General features: G+C 71.0%; 21 protein-coding genes. 6 read left to right on the forward strand and 15 right to left on the reverse strand.

What is annotated here, in order from left to right:
- Positions 1 to 3: 3 nt before the first annotated feature.
- The 3 genes from ACULK2_RS13425 to ACULK2_RS13435 all read right to left on the reverse strand — a co-directional run bounded on the left by ACULK2_RS13425 (position 4) and on the right by ACULK2_RS13435 (position 4,296).
- Positions 4 to 570, reverse strand: a complete 567-nt coding sequence (locus ACULK2_RS13425) for an NUDIX domain-containing protein (protein WP_445968369.1) — start codon at positions 568 to 570, stop codon at positions 4 to 6.
- The gene (locus ACULK2_RS13430) at positions 567 to 3,077 is read right to left on the reverse strand and encodes an ATP-dependent helicase (RefSeq protein WP_445968370.1); all 2,511 of its coding nucleotides are present in this window, start codon (positions 3,075 to 3,077) and stop codon (positions 567 to 569) included. The genes ACULK2_RS13425 and ACULK2_RS13430 overlap by 4 nt, the downstream gene beginning before the upstream one ends.
- Positions 3,078 to 3,222: 145 nt before the next feature.
- Positions 3,223 to 4,296 carry a glycerophosphodiester phosphodiesterase family protein gene (locus tag ACULK2_RS13435; RefSeq protein WP_445968371.1) on the reverse strand — a complete coding sequence of 358 codons (1,074 nt, stop codon included), beginning with the start codon at positions 4,294 to 4,296 and terminating at the stop codon, positions 3,223 to 3,225.
- Positions 4,297 to 4,456: 160 nt separating this feature from the next.
- Here ACULK2_RS13435 and ACULK2_RS13440 point away from each other — a divergent pair, with 160 nt between their 5' ends.
- Positions 4,457 to 5,266 (forward strand): Bax inhibitor-1/YccA family protein, encoded by an 810-nt coding sequence (locus ACULK2_RS13440; RefSeq protein WP_445968372.1) that lies wholly within the window; start codon positions 4,457 to 4,459, stop codon positions 5,264 to 5,266.
- A 65-nt stretch (positions 5,267 to 5,331) separates the two neighbouring features.
- Here ACULK2_RS13440 and ACULK2_RS13445 read toward each other — a convergent pair whose 3' ends face one another.
- The 10 genes from ACULK2_RS13445 to ACULK2_RS13490 form a co-directional block, all read right to left on the reverse strand.
- Complete coding sequence (locus tag ACULK2_RS13445; RefSeq protein ID WP_445968373.1) at positions 5,332 to 6,645, reverse strand: RNA polymerase sigma factor; 1,314 nt, start codon at positions 6,643 to 6,645, stop codon at positions 5,332 to 5,334.
- A gap of 16 nt (positions 6,646 to 6,661) precedes the next feature.
- Positions 6,662 to 7,117 (reverse strand): YciI family protein, encoded by a 456-nt coding sequence (locus tag ACULK2_RS13450; protein WP_445968374.1) that lies wholly within the window; start codon positions 7,115 to 7,117, stop codon positions 6,662 to 6,664.
- A gap of 105 nt (positions 7,118 to 7,222) precedes the next feature.
- Positions 7,223 to 8,173 carry an L-lactate dehydrogenase gene (locus tag ACULK2_RS13455; RefSeq protein WP_445968375.1) on the reverse strand — a complete coding sequence of 317 codons (951 nt, stop codon included), beginning with the start codon at positions 8,171 to 8,173 and terminating at the stop codon, positions 7,223 to 7,225.
- A gap of 35 nt (positions 8,174 to 8,208) precedes the next feature.
- Positions 8,209 to 9,786 (reverse strand): glutamine-hydrolyzing GMP synthase, encoded by a 1,578-nt coding sequence (gene guaA / locus ACULK2_RS13460; protein WP_445968376.1) that lies wholly within the window; start codon positions 9,784 to 9,786, stop codon positions 8,209 to 8,211.
- Positions 9,783 to 10,316, reverse strand: a complete 534-nt coding sequence (locus ACULK2_RS13465) for a DUF3817 domain-containing protein (protein ID WP_445968377.1) — start codon at positions 10,314 to 10,316, stop codon at positions 9,783 to 9,785. Before ACULK2_RS13465 ends, guaA begins: the two co-directional genes overlap by 4 nt.
- 81 nt (positions 10,317 to 10,397) lie before the next feature.
- Positions 10,398 to 11,351, reverse strand: coding sequence for a S1C family serine protease (locus tag ACULK2_RS13470; protein ID WP_445968378.1), 954 nt, complete (start codon positions 11,349 to 11,351; stop codon positions 10,398 to 10,400).
- Positions 11,352 to 11,414: 63 nt separating this feature from the next.
- Complete coding sequence (locus ACULK2_RS13475; protein WP_445968379.1) at positions 11,415 to 12,239, reverse strand: SURF1 family cytochrome oxidase biogenesis protein; 825 nt, start codon at positions 12,237 to 12,239, stop codon at positions 11,415 to 11,417.
- Between the two features lie 88 nt (positions 12,240 to 12,327).
- On the reverse strand, positions 12,328 to 14,058 hold the full coding sequence (locus tag ACULK2_RS13480) for a glycerol-3-phosphate dehydrogenase/oxidase (protein WP_445968380.1): 1,731 nt from the start codon (positions 14,056 to 14,058) through the stop codon (positions 12,328 to 12,330).
- A gap of 131 nt (positions 14,059 to 14,189) precedes the next feature.
- Complete coding sequence (locus ACULK2_RS13485; RefSeq protein ID WP_445968381.1) at positions 14,190 to 15,314, reverse strand: GuaB3 family IMP dehydrogenase-related protein; 1,125 nt, start codon at positions 15,312 to 15,314, stop codon at positions 14,190 to 14,192.
- 74 nt (positions 15,315 to 15,388) lie between these two features.
- Positions 15,389 to 17,089 (reverse strand): ABC-F family ATP-binding cassette domain-containing protein, encoded by a 1,701-nt coding sequence (locus tag ACULK2_RS13490; RefSeq protein ID WP_445968382.1) that lies wholly within the window; start codon positions 17,087 to 17,089, stop codon positions 15,389 to 15,391.
- 140 nt (positions 17,090 to 17,229) lie between these two features.
- Between ACULK2_RS13490 and ACULK2_RS13495 the strand changes: the two genes are divergently transcribed.
- Positions 17,230 to 18,381: a MalY/PatB family protein gene (locus ACULK2_RS13495; RefSeq protein ID WP_445968383.1), complete on the forward strand. Its 1,152-nt coding sequence runs from the start codon at positions 17,230 to 17,232 to the stop codon at positions 18,379 to 18,381.
- A gap of 1 nt (position 18,382) precedes the next feature.
- On the opposite strand, the gene guaB is transcribed toward ACULK2_RS13495, so the two are convergent.
- Positions 18,383 to 19,885: an IMP dehydrogenase gene (gene guaB / locus ACULK2_RS13500; protein ID WP_445968384.1), complete on the reverse strand. Its 1,503-nt coding sequence runs from the start codon at positions 19,883 to 19,885 to the stop codon at positions 18,383 to 18,385.
- A gap of 352 nt (positions 19,886 to 20,237) precedes the next feature.
- On the opposite strand from guaB, the gene ACULK2_RS13505 reads away from it, so the two are divergent.
- The 4 genes from ACULK2_RS13505 to ACULK2_RS13520 are packed head-to-tail and all read left to right on the forward strand — an operon-like array spanning position 20,238 to position 24,122.
- On the forward strand, positions 20,238 to 21,455 hold the full coding sequence (locus ACULK2_RS13505; protein ID WP_445968385.1) for an ABC transporter permease subunit: 1,218 nt from the start codon (positions 20,238 to 20,240) through the stop codon (positions 21,453 to 21,455).
- A gap of 13 nt (positions 21,456 to 21,468) precedes the next feature.
- Positions 21,469 to 22,449 (forward strand): branched-chain amino acid ABC transporter permease, encoded by a 981-nt coding sequence (locus tag ACULK2_RS13510; RefSeq protein ID WP_445968644.1) that lies wholly within the window; start codon positions 21,469 to 21,471, stop codon positions 22,447 to 22,449.
- Entirely contained in the window at positions 22,439 to 23,350 is a 912-nt protein-coding gene (locus tag ACULK2_RS13515; RefSeq protein ID WP_445968386.1) for an ABC transporter ATP-binding protein, read from the forward strand. The genes ACULK2_RS13510 and ACULK2_RS13515 overlap by 11 nt, the downstream gene beginning before the upstream one ends.
- A gap of 55 nt (positions 23,351 to 23,405) precedes the next feature.
- Positions 23,406 to 24,122, forward strand: coding sequence for an ABC transporter ATP-binding protein (locus ACULK2_RS13520; RefSeq protein WP_445968645.1), 717 nt, complete (start codon positions 23,406 to 23,408; stop codon positions 24,120 to 24,122).
- Positions 24,123 to 24,550: 428 nt separating this feature from the next.
- On the opposite strand, the gene ACULK2_RS13525 is transcribed toward ACULK2_RS13520, so the two are convergent.
- Entirely contained in the window at positions 24,551 to 25,843 is a 1,293-nt protein-coding gene (locus ACULK2_RS13525) for an ABC transporter substrate-binding protein (RefSeq protein ID WP_445968387.1), read from the reverse strand.
- Between the last annotated feature and the right edge of the window lie 205 nt (positions 25,844 to 26,048).

Here is a 26,048-nt window from a genome sequence, read left to right on the forward strand (position 1 = left end):
CGGTCAGCCGACGCGACCGAGCGCGAGGGCCGCGTACATGAGCGCCGCGACGGTCTCGCCGTCGGTGATCTCGCCGTCCCGCACCATCCGCATGACCTCCGCCCAGGGCACCGCACGAACCTCGTGGATCCCCTCCTCCGCCTGCCCGTGCGCGTGGCCGACGGCGTCGCCGTGCTCCCGACCTGCGGCCGGCCGGAGCCCGGTCGCCAGCCACACGGACTCGGGCGCGCGGCAGATGCCGTTCAGCGCGTTCATCGCACCGATCGCGCGCCAGTCGTCGGCCTCGAACCCGGTCTCCTCGAGGAGCTCCCGGCGTGCGGCGACGAGAGGATCCTCGCCGTCGGAGCCGCCGGCGGGGACCTCGATCGACCGGCCGACGGTGTGCCGGCCGACCGTGACGAGCAGCACCTCGTCGGCGTCGGTCAGCGCGACGACGAACACCGCGGTATGCCGCATCTCGACGACCCCGTAGATGCCCTCGGTGCCGTCGGGGCGGACCACGTCGTCCTCGATGACGCGGATCCAGGCGTTCTCGTACACGGTGCGCTGCGCGCGTATCGGCCAGGTCACAGCTTCTCGATCGGCGCGATCTTGATCAGCAGCTTCTTCTGGCCGGCCGCGTCGAACGCGACGTGCGCGATGCGCTTCGTGCCCTCGCCCGTGACCTGCCGCACGGTCCCCTCGCCGAAGTCGGTGTGGCGGATGCGGTCGCCCGCCTCGAGCGTCAGATCGCCGTTGTCGCGCACCGTGCCCGTGACGCGGTTGGCCCATTCGGCCTTCGGCGCGGCCGACTTCGTGACGCTGAACCGTTCGAGGTCGCGGTCGCGCGTGCCCCAGGCCCCGCCGCCGCCCGATCCGTACCCGCCGCGGCGGGCGTTGAGCGCTCGCGGCTGGTTGCCGCCGCGGCTGTTCGCCATGCCGGGCGACTGCTTCCAGTCGACGAGCTCGTCGGGGATCTCCTGCAGGTAGCGGCTCGGCATCGCGACCGACACCTCGCCGAACTGCGCACGGCTCATCGCGAGCGACAGGAAGAGCCGCTTGCGGGCCCGCGTGATGCCGACGTAGAAGAGGCGCCGCTCCTCGGCGGGGCCGCCGGGCTCCGATGCGGACATCTGGTGCGGGAGCAGCCCCTCCTCGAGGCCCGTGAGGAACACCGCGTGGTACTCGAGGCCCTTCGCGGTGTGCAGCGTCATGAGCGAGACCGTGCCCGACGCGTCGTCGAGCTCGTCTGCGGCGGCCACGAGCGACACCTGCGTGAGGAAGTCGACGAGGCCCGCGCCCGGGTTCTCGCGGTCGAAGTCCTTCGTCTGCGCGAGGAGCTCCTCGACGTTCTCGGCGCGCGTCTCGTCCTGCGGGTCGCGGCTCGCGCGGAGCGTCTCGACGAGCTTCGACCCCTCGATGAGGCATGCGAGCACGTCGGACACCTTCGCGGCGCCCTCGTTCGTGCCCTCGTCGAGGCCCTTCTGCGACGGCACGAGCATGGTGGCCGCGGCGTCGAGCAGGTTCGCGAGCTCGAGGATCGCCTTCGTCACCTTCGGCCCGAGCCCGAGGCCGTCGGCCGCTCGCATCGCCTGCCGGAACGACAGGTCGTTCTGCTCGGCGAAGGTCGCGATCGACGTCTCGGTCGCGGGCCCGATGCCGCGCTTCGGCGTGTTCAGGATGCGTCGGATGGCGAGCTCGTCGAGCGGATTGGCGACCGCGATGAGGTAGGCCATCGCGTCCTTGATCTCGGCGCGCTCGTAGAACTTCGTGCCGCCCACCACGCGGTACGGCAGCGCCGAGCGCACGAAGATCTCCTCCAGCGCACGGGTCTGCGCGTTCGTGCGGTAGAACACGGCGATGTCGCGGTACGCGACGCCCGCCCGGTGCAGCGCCTCGATCTCGTCGGCCACGAACTGCGCCTCGTCGTGCGCCGAGTACCCCGTGTAGCCGGTGATCTTGTCGCCGTCGCCGTCGGCAGTCCAGAGCTTCTTGTCCTTGCGGTCGAAGTTGTTCGAGATCACGGCGTTGGCGGCGGAGAGGATGTTCTGCGTCGACCGGTAGTTCTGCTCGAGCAGCACCACCTTCGCACCGGGGAAGTCGCGCTCGAACTCGCTGATGTTGCGGATGTCGGCACCGCGGAACGCGTAGATCGACTGGTCGGAGTCGCCGACCACCGTCAGCGAGGCGCCGGGGATGCGCCCCGTGGCATCCGTCATGCCCCGCACGAGCACGCCGTGCGCATCGAGCTCGGCGACGACGTCGGGCTCGACCGGCCGCGTGAGCTCGCGGATCAGCGCGTACTGCGCGTGGTTCGTGTCCTGGTACTCGTCGACGAGGATGTGCCGGAACCGCCGCTGGTAGAGCGCCGCGACCTTCGGGAACGCGCGGAAGAGGTAGACGGTCTCGCTGATGAGGTCGTCGAAGTCGAGCGCGCTCGCGTCGCGCAGCCGCCTGGTGTACTGGCGGAAGATCTCGAGGAACATCACCTCGTTGGGGTCGTTCGTGTTGACGTTGCGCGCGTAGGTCTCGACGTCGGAGAGCTCGTTCTTGAGCTTCGAGATCTTCGCCTGGGCGCTCGCGGGCGTGAAGCCGAGCGTGTCGGCATCCAGTTCTTTGATGATGCGCTTCAGGATGGTGCGCTGGTCGGCGGAGTCGTAGATCGTGAACGTCGACGACAGCCCGATCGCCTCGGCCTCGCGGCGCAGGATGCGCACGCACGCCGAATGGAACGTCGAGATCCACATGCCGCCTGCGGCCTCGCCGAGCAGCGCCTCGACGCGCTCGCGCATCTCGGCCGCGGCCTTGTTCGTGAACGTGATCGCGAGGATCTGGCTCGGCCACGCCTCGCGCCCGTCGATGAGGCTCGCGATGCGGTGCGTCAGCACGCGCGTCTTGCCCGACCCCGCACCCGCGACGATGAGCAGCGCGGGCCCGCGGTACTCCACCGCCTCGCGCTGCTGCGGGTTCAGGCCGGCCGTGAGGCGATCGGATGCCGCGTGGCCGGCGCCCCGCGCCCCGCCCTCACGCGCGTCGGAGGCCGCGACGGGCGCCTCGCGCCAGCCGGTGGGGTCGTCGGGGTCGAGGATCAGCGTCATGTCCCGTCAAGTCTAGGCGCGCCATCCGACACCCCACCCGTCCGCCGGCCGCGACCCGGGTCGCCCTCGCACGACGGTCGCGGATGCGCGGTGCACCCGCCGATCGTGACGTCTCGGCCGCGACTCCGCCGGTCGCGCGCCTCGGTCAGTCGCCCGCGAACGCGCGCCGCGCCTCGAGGCCGAGGTCGGGGTGGTCGAGGAAGACGCCGTCGACGCCGGTGTCCATGATCCGAGTGAACTCGCCCAGCCAGTCGCCCCACGCGCTCCGAGAGGAGCCGCGGCGGAACTCGGGCGCGAGGAACCGGTTCTCCGGGCGGAGGGTCCACGTGTACACCGCGAGCCCGGCCGCGTGCGCGGCATCCACGAGGTCGGAGCCGCGCAGCGCGGCGTCGGGGTGCGCGCGGCGTGCGGCCGCGGCATCCGTCGCCGTCGACCCGGTGGGACCGCCCACGAGTCGCCCCTTGCCGACGCTCACGCCGTGCACGATCCCGGTGAGGCTCAGGAGGCCGCGTTCGCTCACGAACGCGTCGTAGTGCCGCGCGGCCGACCCCTCGGCGGCCACGAGGTCGTACGGCGCGCCGCGGTCCTCGACGAGCAGCACGCGCGTGCCGCGCACGCCCGCCGAGACGAGCCGGTCGAGCAGGCCCGGCTCGAACGACTCCGAGACGAGCCGGTCGTCCCCGCGGCCCCACCCGGCCGCCGCGAGCTCGGCGGCGAACAGCTCCTCGAGCGCGAGGCCGAGCGCGGCGAAGTGCGTCGCGTGCTTGAACTCGGCGACGAGGCGGATGATGCGGCGCTGCTCGTCGGTCGCGGCGTCCAGCAGGTCGAGCAGGTCGCGGAACCGCAGGATCGGGTAGCGCCCGTCGAAGCTGGCGCTGTGCGGGCGGACGCCGCCGAGCCGCTCGGTCGCACGCAGCGTCGACAGCTCGGCCCACGTGAAGTCCTCGGTGAACCAGCCCGTGAGCGGGCGGCCGTCGACCTCGCGGGTCGTGCGTCGGGAGGCGAACTCGGTGCGGGATGCGACATCCGTGGTGCCCGAGATCTCGTTCTCGTGTCGGAGCACGAGCACGCCGTCGCGCGTGGCCACGAGATCGGGTTCGACCGCCTCGGCGCCGAGCGCGAACGCCATCCGATACGCGGCCTCGGTGTGCTCGGGCCGGTAGCCGGACGCGCCCCGGTGGCCGATGACGAGGGGGCGCTCGGCCGGGTCGCGCAGCATGGGGAAAGCGTAGCGAGCGCGAACGCGGCATCCGCGCCGGAATGCCGGGCATTCTCTCGGCGTTGACACGGTCAGAACCGGTAGGTTTGGAGGACGCGACCGCGAGGTCGCACGATTCCCCTCCACACGACGGAAAGCCGAAAGCAGAGGAACCACAGCAATGGCTCTCAACAACCCCGCCTTCTCACGCAATGAGGCGTTCACCTCCGGCCAGGGGGCGGTGGCTGTCGCACAGGACATGTCCGCCCAGCAGCTGCAGGACATGTACAACCAGCCCGCGACGCTCCCCGACCGCGACGTCATGACGATCGAGGACTCCATCGCGAAGTCGGCCGCCGCCTTCGGCGTGCTGCTCGTCGGCGCGGCGATCGGCTGGCTCACGGTCGAGTCCGTGCCGTTCCTCTGGATCGGCGCCGGCCTCGTCGGCTTCGTGCTCGCCCTCGTCAACATCTTCAAGAAGGAGCCGTCGCCCGCGCTGATCCTCGCGTACGCGGGCGTGCAGGGCATCTTCGTCGGCGGCATCTCGGCGTGGTACGAGATGGCCTACGGCGGCGGCATCGTCGCCCAGGCGGTCATCGCCACGCTCGTCGTGGTCGGCGTGACGCTCGCGCTCTTCGCCTCGGGCAAGATCCGCGCGTCGAAGCGCGCGACGAAGATCTTCCTCGTCGCGATGATCGGCTACCTCGTGTTCTCGCTGGTGAACTTCGGTCTCATCCTCTTCGGCGTGACCGACGACCCGTGGGGCGTGCGCGGCCTGGAGATCGCCGGCATCCCGCTCGGCGTGATCATCGGCATCCTCGTCGTCATCATGGCGGCGTACTCGCTCGTGCTCGACTTCGACTTCATCCAGCAGGGCGTGCGCAACCGCGCCCCGAAGAAGTACGGCTGGACCGGCGCCTTCGGCATCATGGTCACCGTCATCTGGCTGTACCTCGAGATCCTGCGCATCCTCGCGATCGCGCGCGACTAGCGCTCGCACCTCGCGCCGCTCGAACGGGCCGTCCCCTCTGGGGCGGCCCGTTCGCCGTCTCCGCGTCAGCGCGCACCCGGGCGGGATGCGCGGGCGAGCAGCACCGCGCGCTCGCGCTCGTTCGCGGTGAGGCGCGCCGACTCCGCGAACGCGGCGCGCGCGTCATCCGTTCGACCGAGGCGCTCGAGCAGCTCGCCGCGGACGGCGTGCAGCGGGTGGTACCGCGCCAGCCGCCCGTCGGCCGCGAGCTCGTCGACGATCGCGAGCCCCGCATCGGGCCCGTCGGCCATGGCGACGGCGACCGCACGGTTGAGCTCCACCACGGGCGACGGCGCGACCCGCCCGAGCGCCTCGTAGAGCGCGACGATTCCCGCCCAGTCGGTGTCGTCGACGGATGCCGCGACGTCGTGCTGCTCGGCGATGGCCGCTTGCAGGGCGTACGGTCCGCGGCCGCGCCCGATCGCGTCGGCGCGCGCGAGCGCCGCACGGCCGCGGGTGATCGCCGACCGGTCCCACCGCCGCCGGTCCTGGTCGGGGAGCAGCACCGGGTCGCCGTTCACGTCGAGCCGCGCCGGGAACCGCGCGGCGGTGAGCTCCATCAGCGCGACCAGGCCGTGGGCCTCGGGTTCGCGCGGCACGAGCCCGGCGAGCACGCGTGCCAGCCGCAGCGCCTCGCGGCCGAGTTCCGGTCGCATGAGGTCGGAGCCGGCCGACGCCGAGTGCCCCTCGTTGAAGATCAGGTACAGCACGCCGAGCACGGTGCCGAGCCGCGCGGGGAACTCCTCGCGGCCGGGCACCTCGAACGGCACGGCGGCCGCACCGAGCGTCTTCTTCGCCCGGACGATCCGCTGCTGCACGGTCGACACGGGCGTGAGGAACGCCCGGGCGATCTCCTCGGTCGTGAGCCCGCCGACGACGCGCAGCGTCAGCGCGACGCGCGCCTCGCGCGAGAGCACCGGATGGCACGACACGAACACGAGCCGCAGCACGTCGTCGTCGATCGCGTCGGGGTCGTACGGCAGGTCCCCCGTGGCATCCGTCGCCTCGGCCTGCTCGCGCTCGAGGTCGTGCGCGATCGCGGCGAGCCGATCGTCGTAGCGCTCGCGTCGGCGCCATCCGTCGATCGCCCGGCGCTTGCCGACGGCGGTCAACCAGGCGCCGGGGTTCGCCGGGATGCCGGTCGCCGGCCACTGCGCGAGGGCTTCGGCCAGGGCGTCCTGCGCGAGGTCCTCGGCGAGCGCGAAGTCGCCGACCATGCGCGTGAGCGTCGCGACGATGCGCGCGGACTCGATGCGCCACACGGCCGCGACGGCGCGCCGGGCGGACTCGGGGTCCGCCGGGCGCGCCGCCGCGGCATCCGTCTGCTCGTCGTCGGTCACGTGCGGATGGTGCGGCTCACGCCCTGGCGGCGCCGCGGCGGGCGTCCTCGGCGAGGCGCTCGGCCTGCTCGGCGCGCCAGCCGGCCTCCTTCTGGATCCACTCGTTGTCCTGCGGGAAGTCCTCGATGTCGTTCACGCGGCGCACCTCGAGCTTCGTGCCGGGCCCGAGCGGGCATCGGCGGGCCCACTCGACGGCCTCCTCCTTCGAGGCGACGTCGAGGATCCAGAAGCCGTTGAACAGCTCCTTCGTCTCGCCGTAGGGGCCGTCGGTCACGAGTGGGGGCTCGGCCGAGAAGTCCACGACGAAGCCTTCGCTCGCGTCGGAGAGCCCCTCGCCGGCGAGCATGACGCCCGCCTTCATGAGCTCCTCGTTGTAGCGGCCCATCGCCGCGATGACCTCGTCGAACGGCATGTCCTGGAAGGCCTCGACGGCGGTGTCGTCAGCTCGCATGATCAGCATGTACTTCGTCATGGTGGTTCGCTCCTCAGCGTGTCCGGGTCGCGTTCCGACCCTCTCACTGATGACGTCGAACGGGAAGACGCCCGATCGACATCGCAACGGGAAGATCCGGAATCGTCAGAGTCCGAGCGTCCGCATCGTCGCTCGGATGGCGTCACCGGATGCCGCCAGCAGCCCCGCCTCGGTCTCCGACATCGGCGTCTCGGCGATCGGGAACGCGCCGGTGCCGCCGACGACCGACGGGATCGAGAGCGCAACACCGTCGAGCCCGAGCCCAGACGCCGCCGAGTGCACCGTCGAGACGGGCAGCACGGCCTTCTCATCGTCGAGCAGCGCCTCGACGATGCGCGCGCCGGAGAGACCGATCGCGTAGTTCGTCGCGCCCTTCCCGCGGATGACCGTGTACGCGGCGTTCCGCACCTCGGAGGCGATGCCGTCGAGCTCGTCGAGCGAGAACCGCTCGCCGCCCGTCCAGTCGAGGATCGGCACCGGTCCGATTCGCGCGTTCGACCACAGCGGGAACTCGGTGTCGCCGTGCTCGCCCACGATGTCGGCGTGCACGCTCGAGGTCAGCACGCCGGCTCGCTTCGCGAGCAGCCATCGCAGGCGCGACGTGTCGAGCACCGTGCCCGAGCCGATCACGCGCTCCGCGGGGAGCCCGCTGATCTGCCTGGCCGCGACCGTGAGGACGTCGACGGGGTTCGTGACGAGCACGTAGATCGCGTCGGGCGCGCGCTCGAGCAGCTGCGGCAGCAGTCGCTCGAGGATCCCGACGTTCGTGCCCGCGAGCTCCATCCGGCTCTGCCCCGGTTGCTGCTTCGCGCCCGCCGTGATCACCACGACGTGCGAGTCGGCGACGACGTCGAGATCGGCCCCGCCGATCACGCTCGACCGCGTGAACTGCGTGCCGTGGGCGAGGTCGAGCACCTCGGCCTCGACCTTCTCCGCCGCGATGTCGTACAGCGCGACCTGGTTCGCCGACTCGCGGATGAGCGATGCGTACACGAGGCTCGCGCCGACGCTCCCCGCACCGATGACGCTGAGCTTGGAGTTCTCGATGACCGCCATGCGGCTCAGGCTAGCCGGTCACTCCCACTCGCGCCTCACTCCCACTCGATGGTCCCCGGGGGCTTCGACGTGACGTCGAGCACGACCCGGTTGACCTCGGGCACCTCGTTGGTGATGCGGTTGGAGATCTTGGCGAGCACGTCGTACGGCACGCGGGTCCAGTCGGCGGTCATCGCGTCCTCCGACGAGACGGGGCGCAGCACGATCGGGTGGCCGTAGGTGCGGCCGTCGCCCTGCACGCCGACCGAGCGCACGTCGGCGAGCAGCACGACCGGGCACTGCCAGATCTCGGCATCGAGGCCGGCCGCGGTGAGCTCGGCGCGCGCGATGGCGTCGGCCTCTCGCAGCACCTCGAGCCGGTCGCGGGTGACCTCGCCGACGATGCGGATGCCGAGGCCGGGGCCGGGGAACGGCTGGCGGCCGACGATGACCTCGGGCAGGCCCAGTTCGCGGCCGATCGCGCGCACCTCGTCCTTGAACAGGGTGCGCAGCGGCTCGACGAGCTCGAACTGCAGGTCCTCCGGCAGGCCGCCGACGTTGTGGTGGCTCTTGATGTTCGCGGTGCCCGTGCCGCCGCCCGACTCGACGACGTCGGGGTAGAGCGTGCCCTGCACGAGGAACTTCACGGGCTCGCCCTCGGCCGCGGCCTCGGCGACCAGGTCGCGCTCGGCCTGCTCGAAGGCGCGGATGAACTCGCGGCCGATGATCTTGCGCTTCTCCTCGGGGTCGGTGACCCCGGCGAGCGCGGCGAGGAACGTGTCGGCGGCGTCGACCGTGACCAGGCGCACGCCGGTCGCGGCGACGTAGTCCTGCTGCACCTGCTCGCGCTCGCCCTTGCGCAGCAGCCCGTGGTCGACGAACACGGCCGTGAGCTGGTCGCCGACGGCCTCGTGCACGAGCGCGGTCGAGACCGCGGAGTCGACGCCACCCGAGAGCGCGGAGATGACGCGGGCCGATCCGACCTGGGCGCGGATCCGCTCGACCTGCTCGGCGATGACGTTGTCGGGGTTCCAGTCGGCGGGGATGCCCGCGGCCCGGTGGAGGAAGTTCTCGATGACGTCCTGCCCGTAGGGCGAGTGCTTGACCTCGGGGTGCCACTGCACGCCGTAGAAGCCCTGCTCGTCGTTCGCGAACGCGGCGACCGGGGTCGTCGAGGTCGACGCGAGCACCTCGAAGCCCTCGGGCGCGACCGCCACGGAGTCGCCGTGGCTCATCCACACGGTCTGGTGCTCGGGCTGCCCGCCGAGCAGCGTGTTGCGGTCGTCGACGCGCACCGTCGCGGCCGTCGAGCCGTACTCGCGGTGGCCCGTGTGGGCGACCTCGCCGCCGAGCTGCTGCGCCATGACCTGGAAGCCGTAGCAGATGCCGAGCGTCGGCACGCCGAGCGCGAGGATGCCCGGGTCGAGCGCGGGCGCGCCCGGCTCGTACACCGACGACGGCCCGCCGGAGAGGACGATGCCGACCGGGTCCTTCGCGCGCACCTCCTCGGCCGTGATCGTGTGCGGCACGATCTCGGAGTAGACGGATGCCTCGCGCACGCGTCGCGCGATCAGCTGCGCGTACTGCGCGCCGAAGTCCACGACGAGGACGGGTCGCTGCTGGGTCTCGCTCACTGGGCGGCCTCCACGGGCTCGGAATCGGTGTCGGAGTCGGAGTCGGTCGGCGCCCCGGCGGGCGCGGCACCCGACGTCGACGCGGCGGCCGCGGCATCCGCTTCGCGCTTCGCGAGGTAGCTGCGCACCTCGCGCCCGATGCGGGCCTCGAGGAAGAACGAGAGGAACGGCACGATGCCGCCCGAGGCGAGCAGCAGCAGGCGCGGGAACGGCCAGCGCATGAGGCTCCACAGTCGGAAGTTGCTGAACAGGTACACGACGTAGAACCAGCCGTGCGCGATGAGGATGCCGGTCGACAGGTTCACTCCCGTGCCGGTCGACTCGAGCCCCTCGGGCGTCTCGGCGACGGGCTCGAACGAGAGCAGGCCGTTCGGACCGAACGCGAACAGCTCGAGGTGCCAGACGTACTTCAGCAGCATCTCCGCGCAGAGCAGGAGGAGCATGACGCCCGTGATGACCGAGGCCACCATGTAGAACTTGAGGGCCCCGCGGATGCGCGGGAAATCAGCCGGTTTGGGCTCGAGGGGCATGCCGTCCAGTCTACGATGCGGCCGGCCGGCCGAAGTCCGTGACGGATGTCGCGCGCCGGCGCCACCCGCGGCGGCGGCCGGTCACGACCCGACGAGCTCGCGCGGCACGACGAACACGTCGACGAGCGCGCCGCCGCGCCAGAGCGTCATCTCGACCTCGCGGTCGATCGCACCCTCGACCATGAGCCGCTGGATGGAGGTCGCGGTCACGATGCCCGTGCCGTCGAGGCTCACGGCGATGTCGCCCGGCCGGATGCCGGCCGCCTCGGCGGGGCTGCCCGCCACCACGCCCGTGACCTGGAGCCCGGTCTGCGAACCGACCCGCGCCGCGAGCTCGGGCGCGAGACGCACCTGCGCACCGGCGATGCCGAGCCAGGCGCGACGGACGCGACCGTGCGCGACGAGCGCGTCGATGATCGCCCGGGTCGCGGGGTTGATCGGCACGGCGAGGCCGAGCCCGACGCCCGCGACCGCGGTGTTGACGCCGACCATGCGCCCGGCTCCGTCGGCGAGCGCGCCGCCGCTATTGCCCGGGTTCAGCGCGGCATCCGTCTGGATGACCTCGTCGACCACGCGGCCCGCCGCCGTCGGCAGCGAGCGCCCGAGGTTCGAGACGATGCCCGCGGTCACGCTGCCGGCCAGGCCGAGCGGGGTACCGAGCGCGACGACGAGCTGACCCACCCGCAACGTGCGCGCGTCGCCGAGCGGCACGGGCGCGGGGACGTCGCCGCGCGACCCGAGCACGGCGAGGTCCGACAGCGGGTCGCGTCCGATCACGTCGGCGTCCACGGCCGTGCCGTCGGCGAAGGCGGCCTCGGCGCGTTCGGCGCCCGCGACCACGTGCGCCGAGGTGAGCAGGATCCCCTCGGCGGACACCACGCTCGCGCTGCCCGTGCCCAGTCCGCGCCGGGAACGAACGGACAGGCTGGCCATGCTCGGCAGGAGGTCGTCGGCGACGCGCGTCACGACGCGCGAGTACGCGTCGAGCGGGTCGTCCGCCGCGAGTTCGTCGGGTGCCACGTCGTCATCGCCCACACCGGCATCCTCACCCCGTCGACGGAGGCCGCGTCCGGAGTTCGCCGACGGCGGAAGCCCGGCTCAGTCCCGTGCCGCGTCCGTCGGCGTCGCCGCCCCGGCCCCGGCGGCGGCGGCCTGCTCCGCCTCCTGCTCCGCCTCCTCGCGCTCTCGCTCCACGGCGTCCTTCACGAGCCGGTACCAGAGGAACACCGCGAAGCCCGCGAAGACGACCCACTCGACGGCGTAGAAGACGTTCAGCCAGTTGAGCTCCGACTCCTGCAGCGGCGGCGGCGAGTCGATCGCCTCGAGGCCGGCGACGGGCTCGGTCGTGGTCACGTAGCCGAAGTACACCGGGCGATCGTCGTAGTCCGCCCACACGTTGATCAGGTGCGCCACCGCCACGGTCGTCATCGACTGCGGGTCGTCGCCCTCGTCGGGCGCCACAGGCGCCTCGCTCGGCAGGAACCGGCCGACGAACCCGACCTCGCCGTCCGACCGGGCGGTGCGGTCGACCGCGGCGAGCGCCTCGCGCGCCGCCTCCTCGTCGTCGGTCCAGCCGACCGCGACGGGGAGGCCGCCGGCCGTGGCATCCGTCACCTCGACGTGGGCGACGACCCACCACCCGGCGACGCCCTCGTTCAATCGGCCCTGCACGAGCACGGTGTCGCCCGGAACGATGGTGCCGGTGAACGACACGCGCTGCCCGGTCGCGGCCTGTTCGGTCGGCCCGTCGGGCTCCGCGACGTCGGCGAGCGGGCGGACCTGCTCGGTGGGCCGCTCGACGACGGTCGCCTGCTCGACCGCACGGTCGACCTGCCACTGCGCGAGGAGCGCGAAGGCGGCCGCGATGCCGAGCGCAGCGATCAGGGCGAGCACCCAGCGCGGGCGCAGCATCATCCGGAGCATGTCGCCTGCGATTCTAGCCGGGCGGGATGCGCGGTCCCTGCGAGCGGCGGGCCCGAGGCGCGCCGCCGCGGCGCCTCGAACCTGCGGCTCAGTCCACCTTGACGATGTCGGGCGCCTCGAGGCGGACCCGGTCGGCCGACTCGTCGTCGGGCTGCTCCTGCGACGCGCGCTCGGCGGCGACGCGCTGGAGGTAGCGCTCGACCTCGAGCGACTCGCGGTCGGCGTCCCAGCCGAGCACCCCGGCCATGAGCCGCGCCGCGACGGGCGCGGCGGAGACCCCGCGATCCCACGCCTCGATCGAGATGCGAGTGCGCCGCGCGAGCACGTCGTCGAGATGGAGGGCACCTTCGTGCGAGGCGGCGTACACGACCTCGGCGCCGAGGTAGTCGTCGGCCCCGGGAAGCGGGTCGCCGAGCTCGGGGTTCTCGCGGATCAGGTCGAGCAGTTCGTCGGTGAGCGTGCCGTACCGATTCAGGAGGTGCTCGATGCGCACCTTGTGCACCCCGAACGCGCGCGCGATCTTGCCGCGCTTGTTCCACGCCGCCTGGTAGCCCTCGGCCCCGAGCAGCGGGATGTCCTGCGTCGTGGACGCCGGCACCCGGCCGTCGAGCGCGTCGGCTGCGGCGTCGATCGCGTCCTTCGCCATCACCCGGTAGGTGGTCCACTTGCCGCCCGCGACCACGACGAGCCCGGGGACGGTGTGCGCCACGACGTGCTCGCGCGAGAGCTTCGAGGTCTGGTCGCTCTCCCCCGCGAGCAGGGGCCTGAGCCCGGCGAACACGCCCTCGACGTCTTCGCGGGTGAGCGGGATCGCCATCACCGCGTTGACGTGCTCGAGGAGGTAGTCGATGTCGGCCGCGGTCGCGGCGGGGTGCGCCTTGTCGAGGTTCCAGTCGGTGTCGGTCGTGCCGATGAGCCAGTGCCGGCCCCACGGGATCACGAACAGGACGCTCTTCTCGGTGCGGAAGATCATGCCCATCGCCGACTGGATGCGGTCCCTCGGCACCACCAGGTGGATGCCCTTCGACGCGCGGACCTTGAACGTGCCGCGCTCGCCGACCATGCGCTGGGTGTCGTCGGTCCACACGCCCGTCGCGTTCACGACCTGCTTGGCGCGGATCTCGAAGTGCTCGTCGGTCTGCAGGTCGTGCGCCTTGACGCCGACGACGCGCTCACCGACCTTGACGAAGCCCTCGACCTTCACGCGGCTCGCGACGTGCGCGCCGTAGAACGACGCGGTTCGGGCGAGGGATGCCACGTACCGCGCGTCGTCGACCTGTGCGTCGTAGTAGGTGAGCCCGCCGACGAGCGCATCGCTCGAGAGCGACGGGATGGCGCGCATGACCTGCCGCTTCGAGAGGTGCCGGTGGTGCGGGACGCCCGGCGGGCGGCCCCCCGAGTAGCTGAAGATGTCGTAGAGCAGCATCCCGGCGCCGATGTAGACGCGCTCGAACACGCGCTTCTGCAGCGGGTACAGGAACCGGACGGGCTTCACGAGGTGCGGGGCGATGCGCTGCAGCAGCAGGCCTCGCTCGATGAGCGCCTCGCGCACGAGCCGGAAGTCGAGCTGTTCGAGGTACCGGATGCCGCCGTGCACGAGCTTCGACGACCGGCTCGAGGTGCCGGACGCCCAGTCCCTCGCCTCGAGGAGCCCGGTCGACAGGCCGCGCGTCACGGAGTCGAGCGCCGCACCCGTGCCGACGATGCCGCCGCCGACCACGAGGACGTCGAGTTCCTTCTCCTTGAGGCGGGCGATCGCCGCCTCGCGTTCCTCCGGCCCGAGCTTGTTCGAACGCGTCACCGACTTCAGTCTCGCCATCGTCGCTCCCCATCCCCGGGCGGACCGCGGCGGTCACGCCCGTCGTCCCCACGCTACCCGAGCGCGGTTCGCCGGACCATGGGATCGGCCGGGGATCGGAGCAGGTTGACAGCCTCGCGTCGCGTCGTTCGCTACGCCGACCGGTAGGGCGCGACGACGACCTCGACGCGCTGGAACTCCTTGAGGTCGGAGTAGCCGGTGGTCGCCATGGACTTGCGGAGCGCACCCACCAGGTTCGCGGTGCCGTCGGCGGCGGGAGCGGGGCCGTAGAGGATCTCCTCGAGCGGGGCGACCTGGCCGACCTGCACGCGCTGGCCGCGCGGCAGCATCGAGTGGTGCGCCTCGGGGCCCCAGTGCCATCCGCCGCCGGGCGCGTCGGTCGCGCGCGCGAGCGCGGCGCCGAGCATGACCGCGTCGGCACCGCAGGCGACGGCCTTGACGATGTCGCCCGCCGCACCGACGCCGCCGTCGGCGATGACGTGCACGTAGCGGCCGCCGGACTCGTCGAGGTAGTCGCGGCGCGCGCCGGCGACGTCCGCCACGGCCGTCGCCATCGGCGCGTGGATGCCGAGCGTGGCACGCGTGGTCGAGGCCGCGCCGCCGCCGAAGCCGACGAGCACGCCCGCCGCCCCCGTGCGCATCAGGTGCAGGGCCGCGGTGTAGGTCGCAGCGCCCCCCACGATGACCGGCACGTCGAGCTCGTAGATGAACTTCTTGAGGTTCAGCGGCTCCTGGTTCTTGGAGACGTGCTCCGCCGACACGGTCGTGCCGCGGATCACGAACAGGTCGACGCCCGCGGCGACGACGGTCTCGTAGAGCTCCTGGGTGCGCTGCGGCGAGAGCGCGCCCGCGACCGTCACGCCTGCCGCGCGCACCTCGGCGAGGCGCTCGGTCACGAGGTCGGGCTTGATCGGCTCGGAGTACAGCTCCTGCATGCGCGCGGTCGCCCGCTCGTCGGTCAGGTTGCGGATCTCGGCGAGCGCGGGCTCCGGGTCCTCGTACCTGGTCCAGAGGCCCTCGAGGTCGAGCACGCCGATCCCGCCGAGCTGGCCCATCATGATCGCCGTCTGCGGCGAGACGACCGAGTCCATCGGCGCTGCGAGGAACGGGATGTCGAACTGGTACGCGTCGATCGACCAGCCGACGGAGACGTCTTCGGGGTCTCGGGTGCGCCGGCTCGGCACGATGGCGATGTCGTCGAACGCGTAGACGCGACGGCCCCGCTTGGAGCGGCCGATCTCGATCTCCTGGGTCACCGTTCAACCCTACCGAAGGGCCTCGGACTGCGACACGGACGGCGGGGACGGCGGGCGCAGGCGGGCGCGCGCGCTCAGCGCGCCCGCACCACCCGCTGCTCGTCCCACACCGGCTGGTCGGCCTCGACGACCTCGCCGTCGGAGCGGAAGACCACGAACCGGTCGAACGAGCGCGTGAACCAGCGGTCGTGCGTGACCGCGAGCACGGTGCCGTCGAACCGAGAGAGCGCGTCCTCGAGCGCCTCGGCCGACACGAGATCGAGGTTGTCGGTCGGCTCGTCGAGAAGGAGCAGCGTGGCACCGGAGAGCTCGAGCAGCAGGATCTGGAGGCGCGCCTGCTGCCCGCCCGACAGCGCGTCGAACTGCTGGAGCGCCGAACCGGCCAGTCCGTAGCGGTCGAGCGCCGAGCTCGCCGCCTCGCGCGCCATGCCCTCCCGGTTCGCGTCGCCGCGATGCAGGATGTCGAGGAGCGTGCGCCCGCGAAGCCCGGGCAGCTCGTGCCCCTGCGCGAACCAGCCGGGCACGACCCGTGCGCCGAGCGACGCGGAACCCGTGTGCGGAACAGCGGCGAGGGTCGAACCGACATCCGTCACATGCCCCTTCGCCCGGTCGGGATCGCTGCCGCCGGCCGCGAGCAGGCGCAGGAAGTGCGACTTGCCCGATCCGTTCGAGCCCAGCACCGCGACCCGGTCGCCGTACCAGACCTCGAGGTCGAACGGGCGCATGAGCCCGGTCAGCTCGAGACCGTCGCACACGACGGCGCGCTTGCCCGTGCGGGAGCCGCGCAGGCGCATCGACACGGCCTGCGCCGGCGGACGCTCCTCGGGCGGTCCGGCCTCCTCGAACTTCCGCAGCCGAGTGATCGCCGCCTGGTAGCGCGAGGCCATGCCGTCGTTGTACGTCGCCTTGACCTTGAGCGTCTGCACGAGCTGCTTCAGCTGCGCATGCTGCTCGTCCCAGCGCCGCCGGAGCTCGTCGAGGCGGGCGAAGCGCTCCTCGCGAGCGGCCTGGTAGCCGCGGAACGAGCCGCCGTGCACCCAGGCCGTGCTGCCCGCGGCGCCGGCCTCGAGCGTCACGATCCGGTCGGCGGCGCGTGCGAGCAGCTCGCGGTCGTGCGAGACGAGGAGCACGGTCTTCGGCGTCGCCCTGAGCTGCTGCTCGAGCCAGCGCTTGCCCGGCACGTCGAGCGCGTTGTCGGGCTCGTCGAGGAGCAGCACCTCCTCCGGTCCGCGGAGCAGGGCCTCGAGGGCCAGCCGCTTCTGCTCGCCGCCCGAGAGGCTCGCGAGCTCGCGCCACTTCGCCCGCTCGAACGGGATGCCGAGCGCGGCGATCGTGCAGTGGTCCCAGACGACCTCCTGGTCGTAGCCGCCCGCCTCGGCGTACTCGGCGAGCGCCGACGCGTACCGCATCTGGGCGGCCGTGTCATCCGTCTCGATCAGGGCGTTCTCGGCGCGTTCGAGCTCGATCGCCGCGGCGCGCACGCGTTCGGGCGCGACCGACACGAGCAGGCCGTGCACCGTGCGCTCGACGCCCTCGACGACCTCGCCGCGACCGACGAACTGGTCCATGACGCCGAGGCCGCCGACGACCTGCACGCTCCCCTCGTCGGGGCGCAGGTCGCCGCGGACGATGCGCAGCAGCGTCGTCTTGCCGGCGCCGTTCTGGCCGATGAGCGCGGTCGTGCGACCCTCGGTCACGCGGAAGGCGAGGTCCGCCAGGAGCGGCCTGCCGTCCGGCAGTGAGAAGGAGACGCCGTTGACGTCGATGAAGCCCATGGGAGCGGTTCCGTTTCGGAAGACAGCGGCCTGCGCCGCGCCGCCGGATGGGCAGCCGACCAGAATAGCCGAAGACGGATGCCGCGGCACGGCCACGTGGCATCGTCCCGCCGCGCGGCTCGGTGGGGCAGGCTTGACCCATGCACCGCGTCGCCGCAGATCCGCTCGACCTCCTCCGCACCCGGACCAGCGCGAAATGGCGCAGCTACGATCCGGACGTGCTGCCGCTCCCCGTCGCGGAGATGGACTACCCGCTCGCCGAGCCGATCGCCGAGGCACTGCATGCCGCGATCCGCCGCTCCGACACGGGCTACAACTCCGGCAGCCTCCCGGTCGCGGAGGCGTTCGCCGAGTTCGCCGCCGCGCGGCTCGGCTGGGAACCGGACCCGGCCCGGGTGACCTGCACCGCCGACGTGAGCATGGGCATCGTCGAGGTGCTGCGCCGGGTCGTCGGGCATGGCGACGGCGTGATCGTGAACCCGCCGATCTATCCGCCGTTCTTCGACCTCGTCACCGAGGCGGGGGCCTCGGTCGTCGACGTGCCGCTCGCCGGGGGCATCGACGAGGGATGGTCGCTCGACCTGGCCGGCATCGAGGCCGCGTTCGCGGACGGCGCCCGCGCCATGGTGCTCTGCAACCCGCACAACCCGGTCGGCGTCGTGCACTCGCGTGACGACCTCGCGGCGCTCGCCGGACTCGCCGCACGATTCGATACCACGATCGTGTCCGACGAGGTGCACGGACCGCTCTCCCAGCCCGAGTCGCGCTACGTGCCGTTCCTGACGGTGTCGGATGCCGCGCGGGAGCACGGCATCGCGGTGACCGGGGCCACGAAGGCCTTCAACCTGGCCGGGCTGAAGGCCGCCCTCATCCTCACCGCGAGCGAGCGCGGCGACGCGGTGCGCGCGTCGTTCCCCTACGAGGTCGAGTGGCGGATGGGCCAGTTCGGCGCGATCGCGTCGATCGCGGCGTTCCGGCACGGCGGCCGATGGCTCGACGGCGTGCTCGGCTCGATCGACGACAACCGGCGGCTGCTGGCCGAACTGCTCGCCGACGAGCTGCCCGACGTGCGGTACCGGGTTCCGCAGGCCACGTACCTGGCGTGGCTCGACCTCTCCGCGCTCGGTTGGGGCGACGATCCCGCGGCGGTCGCGCTCGAGCGCGCGCGCGTCGCGCTCGCCAACGGGCCCATGTTCGGCGCGGACGCCGGGCGCGGCCACGCCCGGCTCAACCTCGCGTGCTCGCCCGAGGTGCTCGCCGAGGCGATCAGCCGCATCGCGGACGCGCGCTGACCTACCTCGTGTAGTTCGGCGCCTCGACGACGAACTGCACGTCGTGCGGGTGCGACTCCTTGAGCCCGGCCGGGGTGATCCGGACGAAGCGGCCCTTCGACTTGAGCTCCGCGACCGTCCGCGCTCCGACGTAGAACATCGACTGCCGGAGGCCGCCGACGAGCTGGTACGCGACCGCCGAGACCGGGCCGCGGAACGGCACCTGGCCCTCGATGCCCTCGGGGATGAGCTTCTCGTCGCTCGGGACGTCGGCCTGGAAGTAGCGGTCCTTCGAGTAGGAGGTCTTCTCACCACGCGTCTGCAGCGCGCCGAGCGACCCCATGCCGCGGTAGGTCTTGTACTGCTTGCCGTTCTGGAAGACCAGGTCGCCCGGGCTCTCGGCGGTGCCGGCGAGCAGCGAACCGAGCATGACGGTGTCGGCACCCGCGACGAGCGCCTTCGCGATGTCGCCCGAGTACTGCAGTCCGCCGTCCGCGATGAGCGGTACGCCGGCCGGGCCGGTCGCCTTGGACGCCTCGTAGACCGCGGTGACCTGCGGCACGCCGACGCCCGCGACCACCCGCGTGGTGCAGATCGAGCCCGGGCCCACACCGACCTTGACGGCGTCGGCGCCCGCGTCGACGAGCGCCTTCGCACCCTCGTACGTCGCGACGTTGCCGCCGATCACGTCGATGTGCGCGAACGTGGGATCGCCCTTGAGCCGTCGGATGATGTCGAGCACGCCTGCGGACTCGCCGTTCGCCGTGTCGACGACGAGCACGTCGACCCCGGCGTCGCGCAGCGCCTCGGCCCGCTCCCAGGCGTCGCCGAAGAAGCCCATCGCCGCGCCGACGCGCAGGCGCCCCTCGGCATCCTTCGTCGCGTTCGGGTACTGCTCGGACTTGTCGAAGTCCTTGACGGTGATGAGGCCGGTCAGGCGCCCCGAGTCGTCGACGAGCGGCAGCTTCTCGACCTTGTGCTGGGCGAAGATCGCCACGGCCTCGTCGGGATCCATGCCGACGCGCCCGGTGATCAACGGCGCCTTCGTCATCACGTCGGCCACCTTGGTCGTCGGCTTCTCGAAGTCGGAGACGAACCGCATGTCGCGGTTCGTGATGATGCCGACGAGCACGCCGTCGGCGTCGATCACGGGAAGGCCCGACACGCGGTACGTCGCGCACAGCCGGTCGACCTCGGCCACCGTGGCATCCGGCGTCGTGGTCACCGGGTTGGAGACCATGCCCGACTCGCTGCGCTTGACCCGGTCGACCATCTCGGCCTGCTCGGCGATCGAGAGGTTGCGATGCAGGATGCCGATGCCGCCCTGTCGAGCCATGGCGATCGCCATGCGGGCCTCGGTCACCGTGTCCATCGCCGCAGAGAGCAGCGGGGTCGCGACCGTGATGCGCCGCGTCAGGCGCGAACTGGTGTCGGCCTCGCTGGGGATCACGTCGGTGTGCCCCGGCAGCAGCAGGACGTCGTCGTACGTCAGTCCAGTGAATCCGAACGGATCGGCCTGATCCATGTCGCCCCTTCGTCTCGAGTCGTGCTCGACGGCCCGCGCACCGCGGGTTCGCGGGCACGGGCGCATCGTCGCGGTACAGAAGAGTTTAAGCGAGTTTGCGTCGCCGCCATTCCCCGGATAACAATCGAGGGCCGTTTGTGCCCGGCTGCGAAACACCTGGGACATAATCGGCACGTACTGTGACGACGTCGTCGCAGGAAAGGCGAACCCGGTCGACCCCCATACCGGGACCTTTGGAGGTGCAGTGGAATCCACGCAATCAGTCCGCCCACGTTCCCGTGGGAGGTGGCTCATCCTCCTCGGACTCCTACTGTCCGCACTCACTCTGTCCGGCATCGCAGCGTCCCCTGCGATGGCGGACGAAGGGGGTACGGACGGCCAGGCCGAGGAGTTCGAGTACTTCTTCAGCGGCAACGTGAAGTACAACGACGAGCCGCTCGAGGGGGTGTCCATCTCCGTGTCCGGCAACGGATTCGAAGCGGAGACCGAGACCGATGAGAACGGCCAGTGGACGATCGGCGTCCCCGAGAAGGAGGGCGCCTACGAGCTGACGCTCGACGAGGACACGCTGCCCGAGGGCGTGATCGTCGAGGACGGCCAGTCCACGGTCGAGGCCGAGTTCGGCCTCACGAACCGGAAGGCCGTGAACTTCTTCCTCGGCGAGGGCCAGCGCGTGACGACGGACTACGGCGCCCAGGTGCTCATCCGCGTCGTGAACGGCCTGAACTTCGGCCTGCTGCTCGCGCTCGCCGCCATCGGCCTCTCGCTGATCTTCGGAACGACCGGGCTCTCCAACTTCGCGCACGCGGAGATGATCACGTTCGGCGCGTTGATGATGCTGACGCTGAGCGTCACGTTGAACGTGCCGGTGTGGCTCGCCATCCTGATCGCGATCGCCCTGTCGGCCGGCCTCGGCTGGACCCTGGATGCCGGGCTCTGGAAACCGTTGCGCAAGCGCGGGGTGGGGCTGATCCCGCTGATGATCGTGAGCATCGGCCTCTCGCTCGCCCTGCGGTACACCTACCAGTTCTTCTACGGCGGCGGAACACGGCAGCTCCCGGGTGCGACCCTGCCGAGGGAGATCCAGCTCGGACCGATCCTGCTCTCGTGGATCGACGTGGCGAGCATGGCGACCTCGATCGTCGTGCTCCTCGCAGTGGCGTTCTTCCTCCTGCGGACCCGCATCGGCAAGGCGACTCGCGCAGTCTCGGACAACGCTCCGCTCGCCGCAGCGAGCGGGATCGACGTCGACCGCGTCATCCGCATCGTCTGGGTGATCGGCGGCGGCCTCGCGGGCCTCGCCGGCATCCTCTGGGCGTACTTCCGCCCCGGCGTCAGCTGGGACATGGGCTTCCAGATCCTGCTGCTCGTGTTCGCCGCGGTCACTCTCGGTGGTCTCGGCACCGCGTTCGGCGCCCTCGTCGGCTCGCTGATCGTGGGTCTCTTCATCGAGATCTCCACGCTCTGGCTGCCGAGCGACATGAAGTACGTGGGCGCGCTGCTCGTGCTGATCCTCGTGCTGCTGTTCCGACCGCAGGGAATCCTGGGTCGCCGAGAGAGAATCGGATAAGGGGCCGACCATGATCGACTGGATTCAGATCTTCTCGAACGCGGCGCAGGAGCTCATCAGCCCGACGACCGCGGCGTACGCCCTGGCCGCCCTCGGCCTGGCGATCCACTTCGGGTACACCGGCCTGCTGAACTTCGGCCAGGCGGGCTTCATGGCGCTGGGCGCCTACGGGTACGCCATCTCGACGCTCTCCTTCGGATTCCCCGTGTGGGCGTCCGTGCTCGTCGGCATCGGCGCGTCCATCGTGTTCGCCCTGATCCTCGGCATCCCGACCCTGCGCCTGCGGGCCGACTACCTCGCCATCGTGACGATCGCTGCCGCGGAGATCCTGCGGCTCATCTTCACGACGAACACGTTCGACGACGTGACCGGTTCGGCGAGCGGGCTCCAGGGCTACAAGGGCGGCCTCGCCGCGCTCAATCCGATCCCGCCCGGCACGTACGGCTTCGGCCCGTTCACCTACAACGCCTACGACTGGTGGATCCGCATCCTCGGATGGACCATCGTCATCCTCGCCGCGGTGTTCACGTGGCTCTTGATGCGCAGCCCCTGGGGCCGCGTCATCAAGGGCATCCGCGAGGACGAGGACGCCGTGCGCGCCCTCGGCAAGAACGTCTACTCGTACAAGATGCAGAGCCTGATCCTGGGCGGCGTCTTCGGCACCCTCGCCGGCATGATCTTCATCATGCCGCGCGCGGTCGTCCCGGCGAACTACCAGACGTCCCTCACCTTCTTCATCTACGCGATCCTGCTGCTCGGCGGCGCCGCGACGGTCCTCGGCCCCATCGTGGGCTCGATGATCTTCTGGGTGCTGCTCTCGTTCTTCTCGGGCTTCATGGCCCGGGCGGTCGAGGCGGGCTGGCTCCCGTTCATGACGCAGGTCCAAGCCGGCCAGCTGCGATTCATCCTGGTCGGCATCGCGATCATGCTCCTGGTCGTATTCAGGCCACAGGGCATCTTCGGCAACAAGAAGGAGTTGGCCTTTGTCCGATAACGTCACTCCCACGACGCCGGTCAAGACGACCGGCCTCCACGTCGGCGACGCCGGTCCCGGCTGCAAGAAGGTCGACCCGATCATCGTCGCCGACGGCGTCAAGCGCACGTTCGGCGGCCTCACGGCCGTCGATGTCGCGCACGTCGAGATCCCGCGCGGAGCCATCACGGCGCTGATCGGGCCGAACGGCGCCGGCAAGACCACGTTCTTCAACCTGCTCACCGGCTTCGACAAGCCGGACGAGGGCAAGTGGCAGTTCGATGGTCGTTCGCTGGCGCACGTCCCGGCGTACCGGGTCGCCCGGATGGGTCTCATCCGGACGTTCCAGCTCACCAAGGCGCTGGGCCTGCTCACCGTGCTCGACAACATGAAGCTCGGCGCGAAGCAGCAGACCGGCGAGAACCTGTTCCGGTCGGTCCTGCCGTTCCTGTGGCGCAAGCAGGAGGATGAGATCGAGGCGAAGGCCGAGGAGATCCTCGCCCGCTTCAAGCTCGACACGAAGAAGGAGGATTACGCGGCCAGCCTCTCCGGCGGGCAGCGGAAGCTCCTCGAGATGGCGCGCGCCCTGATGAGCGACCCCACGCTGGTGATGCTCGACGAGCCGATGGCCGGTGTGAACCCCGCGCTCACGCAGTCGCTGCTCGACCACATCCTCGACCTGAAGTCGCAGGGCATGACGGTGCTCTTCGTCGAGCATGACATGCACATGGTCCGCCACATCGCGGACTGGGTGATCGTGATGGCCGAAGGCAAGATCGTCGCGGAGGGAGATCCGCATGAGGTCATGCGCGATCCTGCCGTGGTCGACGCCTACCTCGGCGCGCACCACGACACCGACATCGGCTCGACCGACACCGGTCACGTCGAAGCCATAAAGGAGCTCATCGATGACGAACAGTGAACCCACACCGGGCCCCGAGTCCACCGGCGCCGGCGCCGCGGTCGACGACCGAGCCATGGTCGTCGAGGTCCGCGACGTCACGGCGGGCTACCTTCCTGGCGTGAACATCCTCAACGGGTGCTCGCTCACGGCGCGCGACGGCGAGCTCGTCGGCATCATCGGCCCGAACGGCGCCGGCAAGTCGACGCTGCTGAAGGCGATCTTCGGCCTCGTGAAGGTGCGCGAGGGCGGGATCTTCCTGCAGGGCGATGAGATCACGAACCAGAAGGCGAACAAGCTCGTCGCCAAGGGAGTCGGGTTCGTCCCGCAGACGAACAACGTGTTCCCGTCGCTGACGATCCAGGAGAACCTCGAGATGGGCCTCTTCCAGAAGCCCAAGGACCTCAAGCACCGCCTGGAGTTCGTGGTCGACATCTTTCCCGAGCTCGGCAAGCGCCTCACCCAGCGGGCCGGTTCGCTCTCGGGCGGCGAACGCCAGATGGTGGCCATGTCACGCGCGCTGATGATGGGGCCGCACGTGCTCCTGCTCGACGAGCCGAGTGCCGGCCTCTCCCCCGTCCGTCAGGACGAGGCGTTCCTGCGCGTCAAGGAGATCAACCGTGCGGGCGTGACGACCATCATGGTCGAGCAGAACGCGCGTCGGTGCCTCCAGATCTGCGACCGCGGTTACGTCCTCGACCAGGGCCGCGACGCGTACGAGGGCCCCGGCCGCGACCTCCTGAACGACCCGAAGGTCATCGGCCTCTACCTGGGTACGCTCGGCCAGGACTGACTCGCTCGTTCCAGCGCCCGAAGGGGGCGGATGCCACGGCATCCGCCCCCTTCGTCGTGTCGGCGCTCGTTTGCTCGGGCAGGGGATGCGCACCGGCTGACGTGGCCGAACCCCCCCTCGCGGCACCGCACGTCGTGTGCAGGGCGACCCCGTGACCGAGTACCTGATCTCGTTCCCCGGCGCAGCGATGGAGCTCTACGCCCGAAATCCCCGATCGTCGTCGCCGAGTCCCGCGCCGTCGGACCGCGACGGGTGCGAGGAGTGAGCGACGAAGCTCGCCGCGCATGCCGGCGCAGCCAGGAGCTCCGCCGGTTCGGGTACGAACCCGAGAGCGAGCGCTGGATCTCCGCGCGCTGTTCGCCGCGTGTGCTGCGGGCATGCGGAAGGGCCCCGGCCGAAGCCGGGGCCCTTCGCTGCGTGTCGGCCGATCAGCCGATGCGCGTGTAGGTGTTGTCGTCGGCGTACTCGTAGATGCCGATGGTGGCCTCGGTCGGGTCACCGTTCTCGTCGAGCGTGATCGGACCCGACGCACCGTCGAAGTCGATCTGCTCGCCCTCGGCGAGGAGCGCGGCCGCGTCGGCGAACGAGGTCACGGTCTCACCGTCACCCGAGCCGCCGGACACCTGCTGCAGGTAGGCGCCGATGTCCTCGCCGGCCGTGCTGTTCGCGGCGTAGGCCGCGAGCGCGATCAGCATGAGGGCGTCGTACGACTCCGGGCCGTAGCTGAAGCTGTCGAGGTCGGGGTCGATGCCGAGCAGGCGGTCCTCGAAGCTCGCCTCGAGCTCCGGGCCGGGGAGCGTGCCCTTCGCACCGGCGACGAGGCCGGGAGCGAAGTCCGCGCTGTAGTCGGCCAGGTTGCCGTCGACGAAGTACAGCTGGTCGCCCGGGTAGCCCGCGCCGACGAGCGCCGGCACGACGACCTTGGCCTCGTCGAACGTGATGACCGCGACGGCGTCGGGGTTCGCGGCGTTGATCGCCGAGAGCTGCGCGTCGAAGTTCGAGTCACCCGTGTTGAAGAGCTCCTCGGCGACGACCTCGCCACCCGCGGCCTCGAAGGCCTCGCTGGTGGCGGCGGCCAGCCCGGTGCCGTACGGGTCGTTGAGGACCAGCAGGCCGAGCGTCGAGGCGCCGTCCTCCGCGATCAGGTTGCCGAGGACCTCGCCCTGGAGCAGGTCGGAGGGCGCGGTGCGGAAGTAGAGGCCGTTGTCCTCGTACTCCGTGAAGTCGGGCGACGTGTTGGCCGGCGAGAAGTGGACGACGCCGGCCGAGGTGATCTGGTCGATCACGGTGAACGACACACCCGACGACGCGGCGCCGATGATCGCCGACACGTCCTGCGACAGGAGGTCGGTGACCGAGACGGTGGCGATGTCGGTCGTGGTGTCACCGGAGTCGCGGTACACGACCTCGACCTGGATGCCCGCGTCGGCCTCGTTGATCTCCTCCGCGGCGAGTGCGACACCGGCCTCCTCGGGCGGGCCGAGGAAGGCGAGCGTGCCCGACTGGGGCAGGATCGTGCCGACCTTCAGGGTGAGGTCGCGCTCACCGGCCTCGATTTCCAGGGCGTCGCCGGTGTCGGCCGGCTCCTCGGACTCTTCCGGGGTGGTGGTGCCACCCGTGCTGCACGCGGTGAGGAGGAGGGCGGATACGCCGGCAATGGCGATGCCCGTCCAGGCCGCGCGAGACGAGCGCGAGCCGGTGGCCCTCGCGAATACGCTCATGATGCTCCTTGGGACTGAAGGATCGGTACACAAACAGCGTCTGGCGACGCCGATGTATCGACCGTATTGCGCCCCCAGAGGGGAAACAAGATTGCCCCGATCACAACCCGGTAACGCACACGGAATCGTTATCTCAGCGACATCCGCGCGCGTTTCTCCGCAGCAATCGGCCGTTTCCGGTGCGGAATCGCGCATCCGGCGTGCC

The organism is Agromyces molybdatiresistens (genome assembly GCF_052748445.2).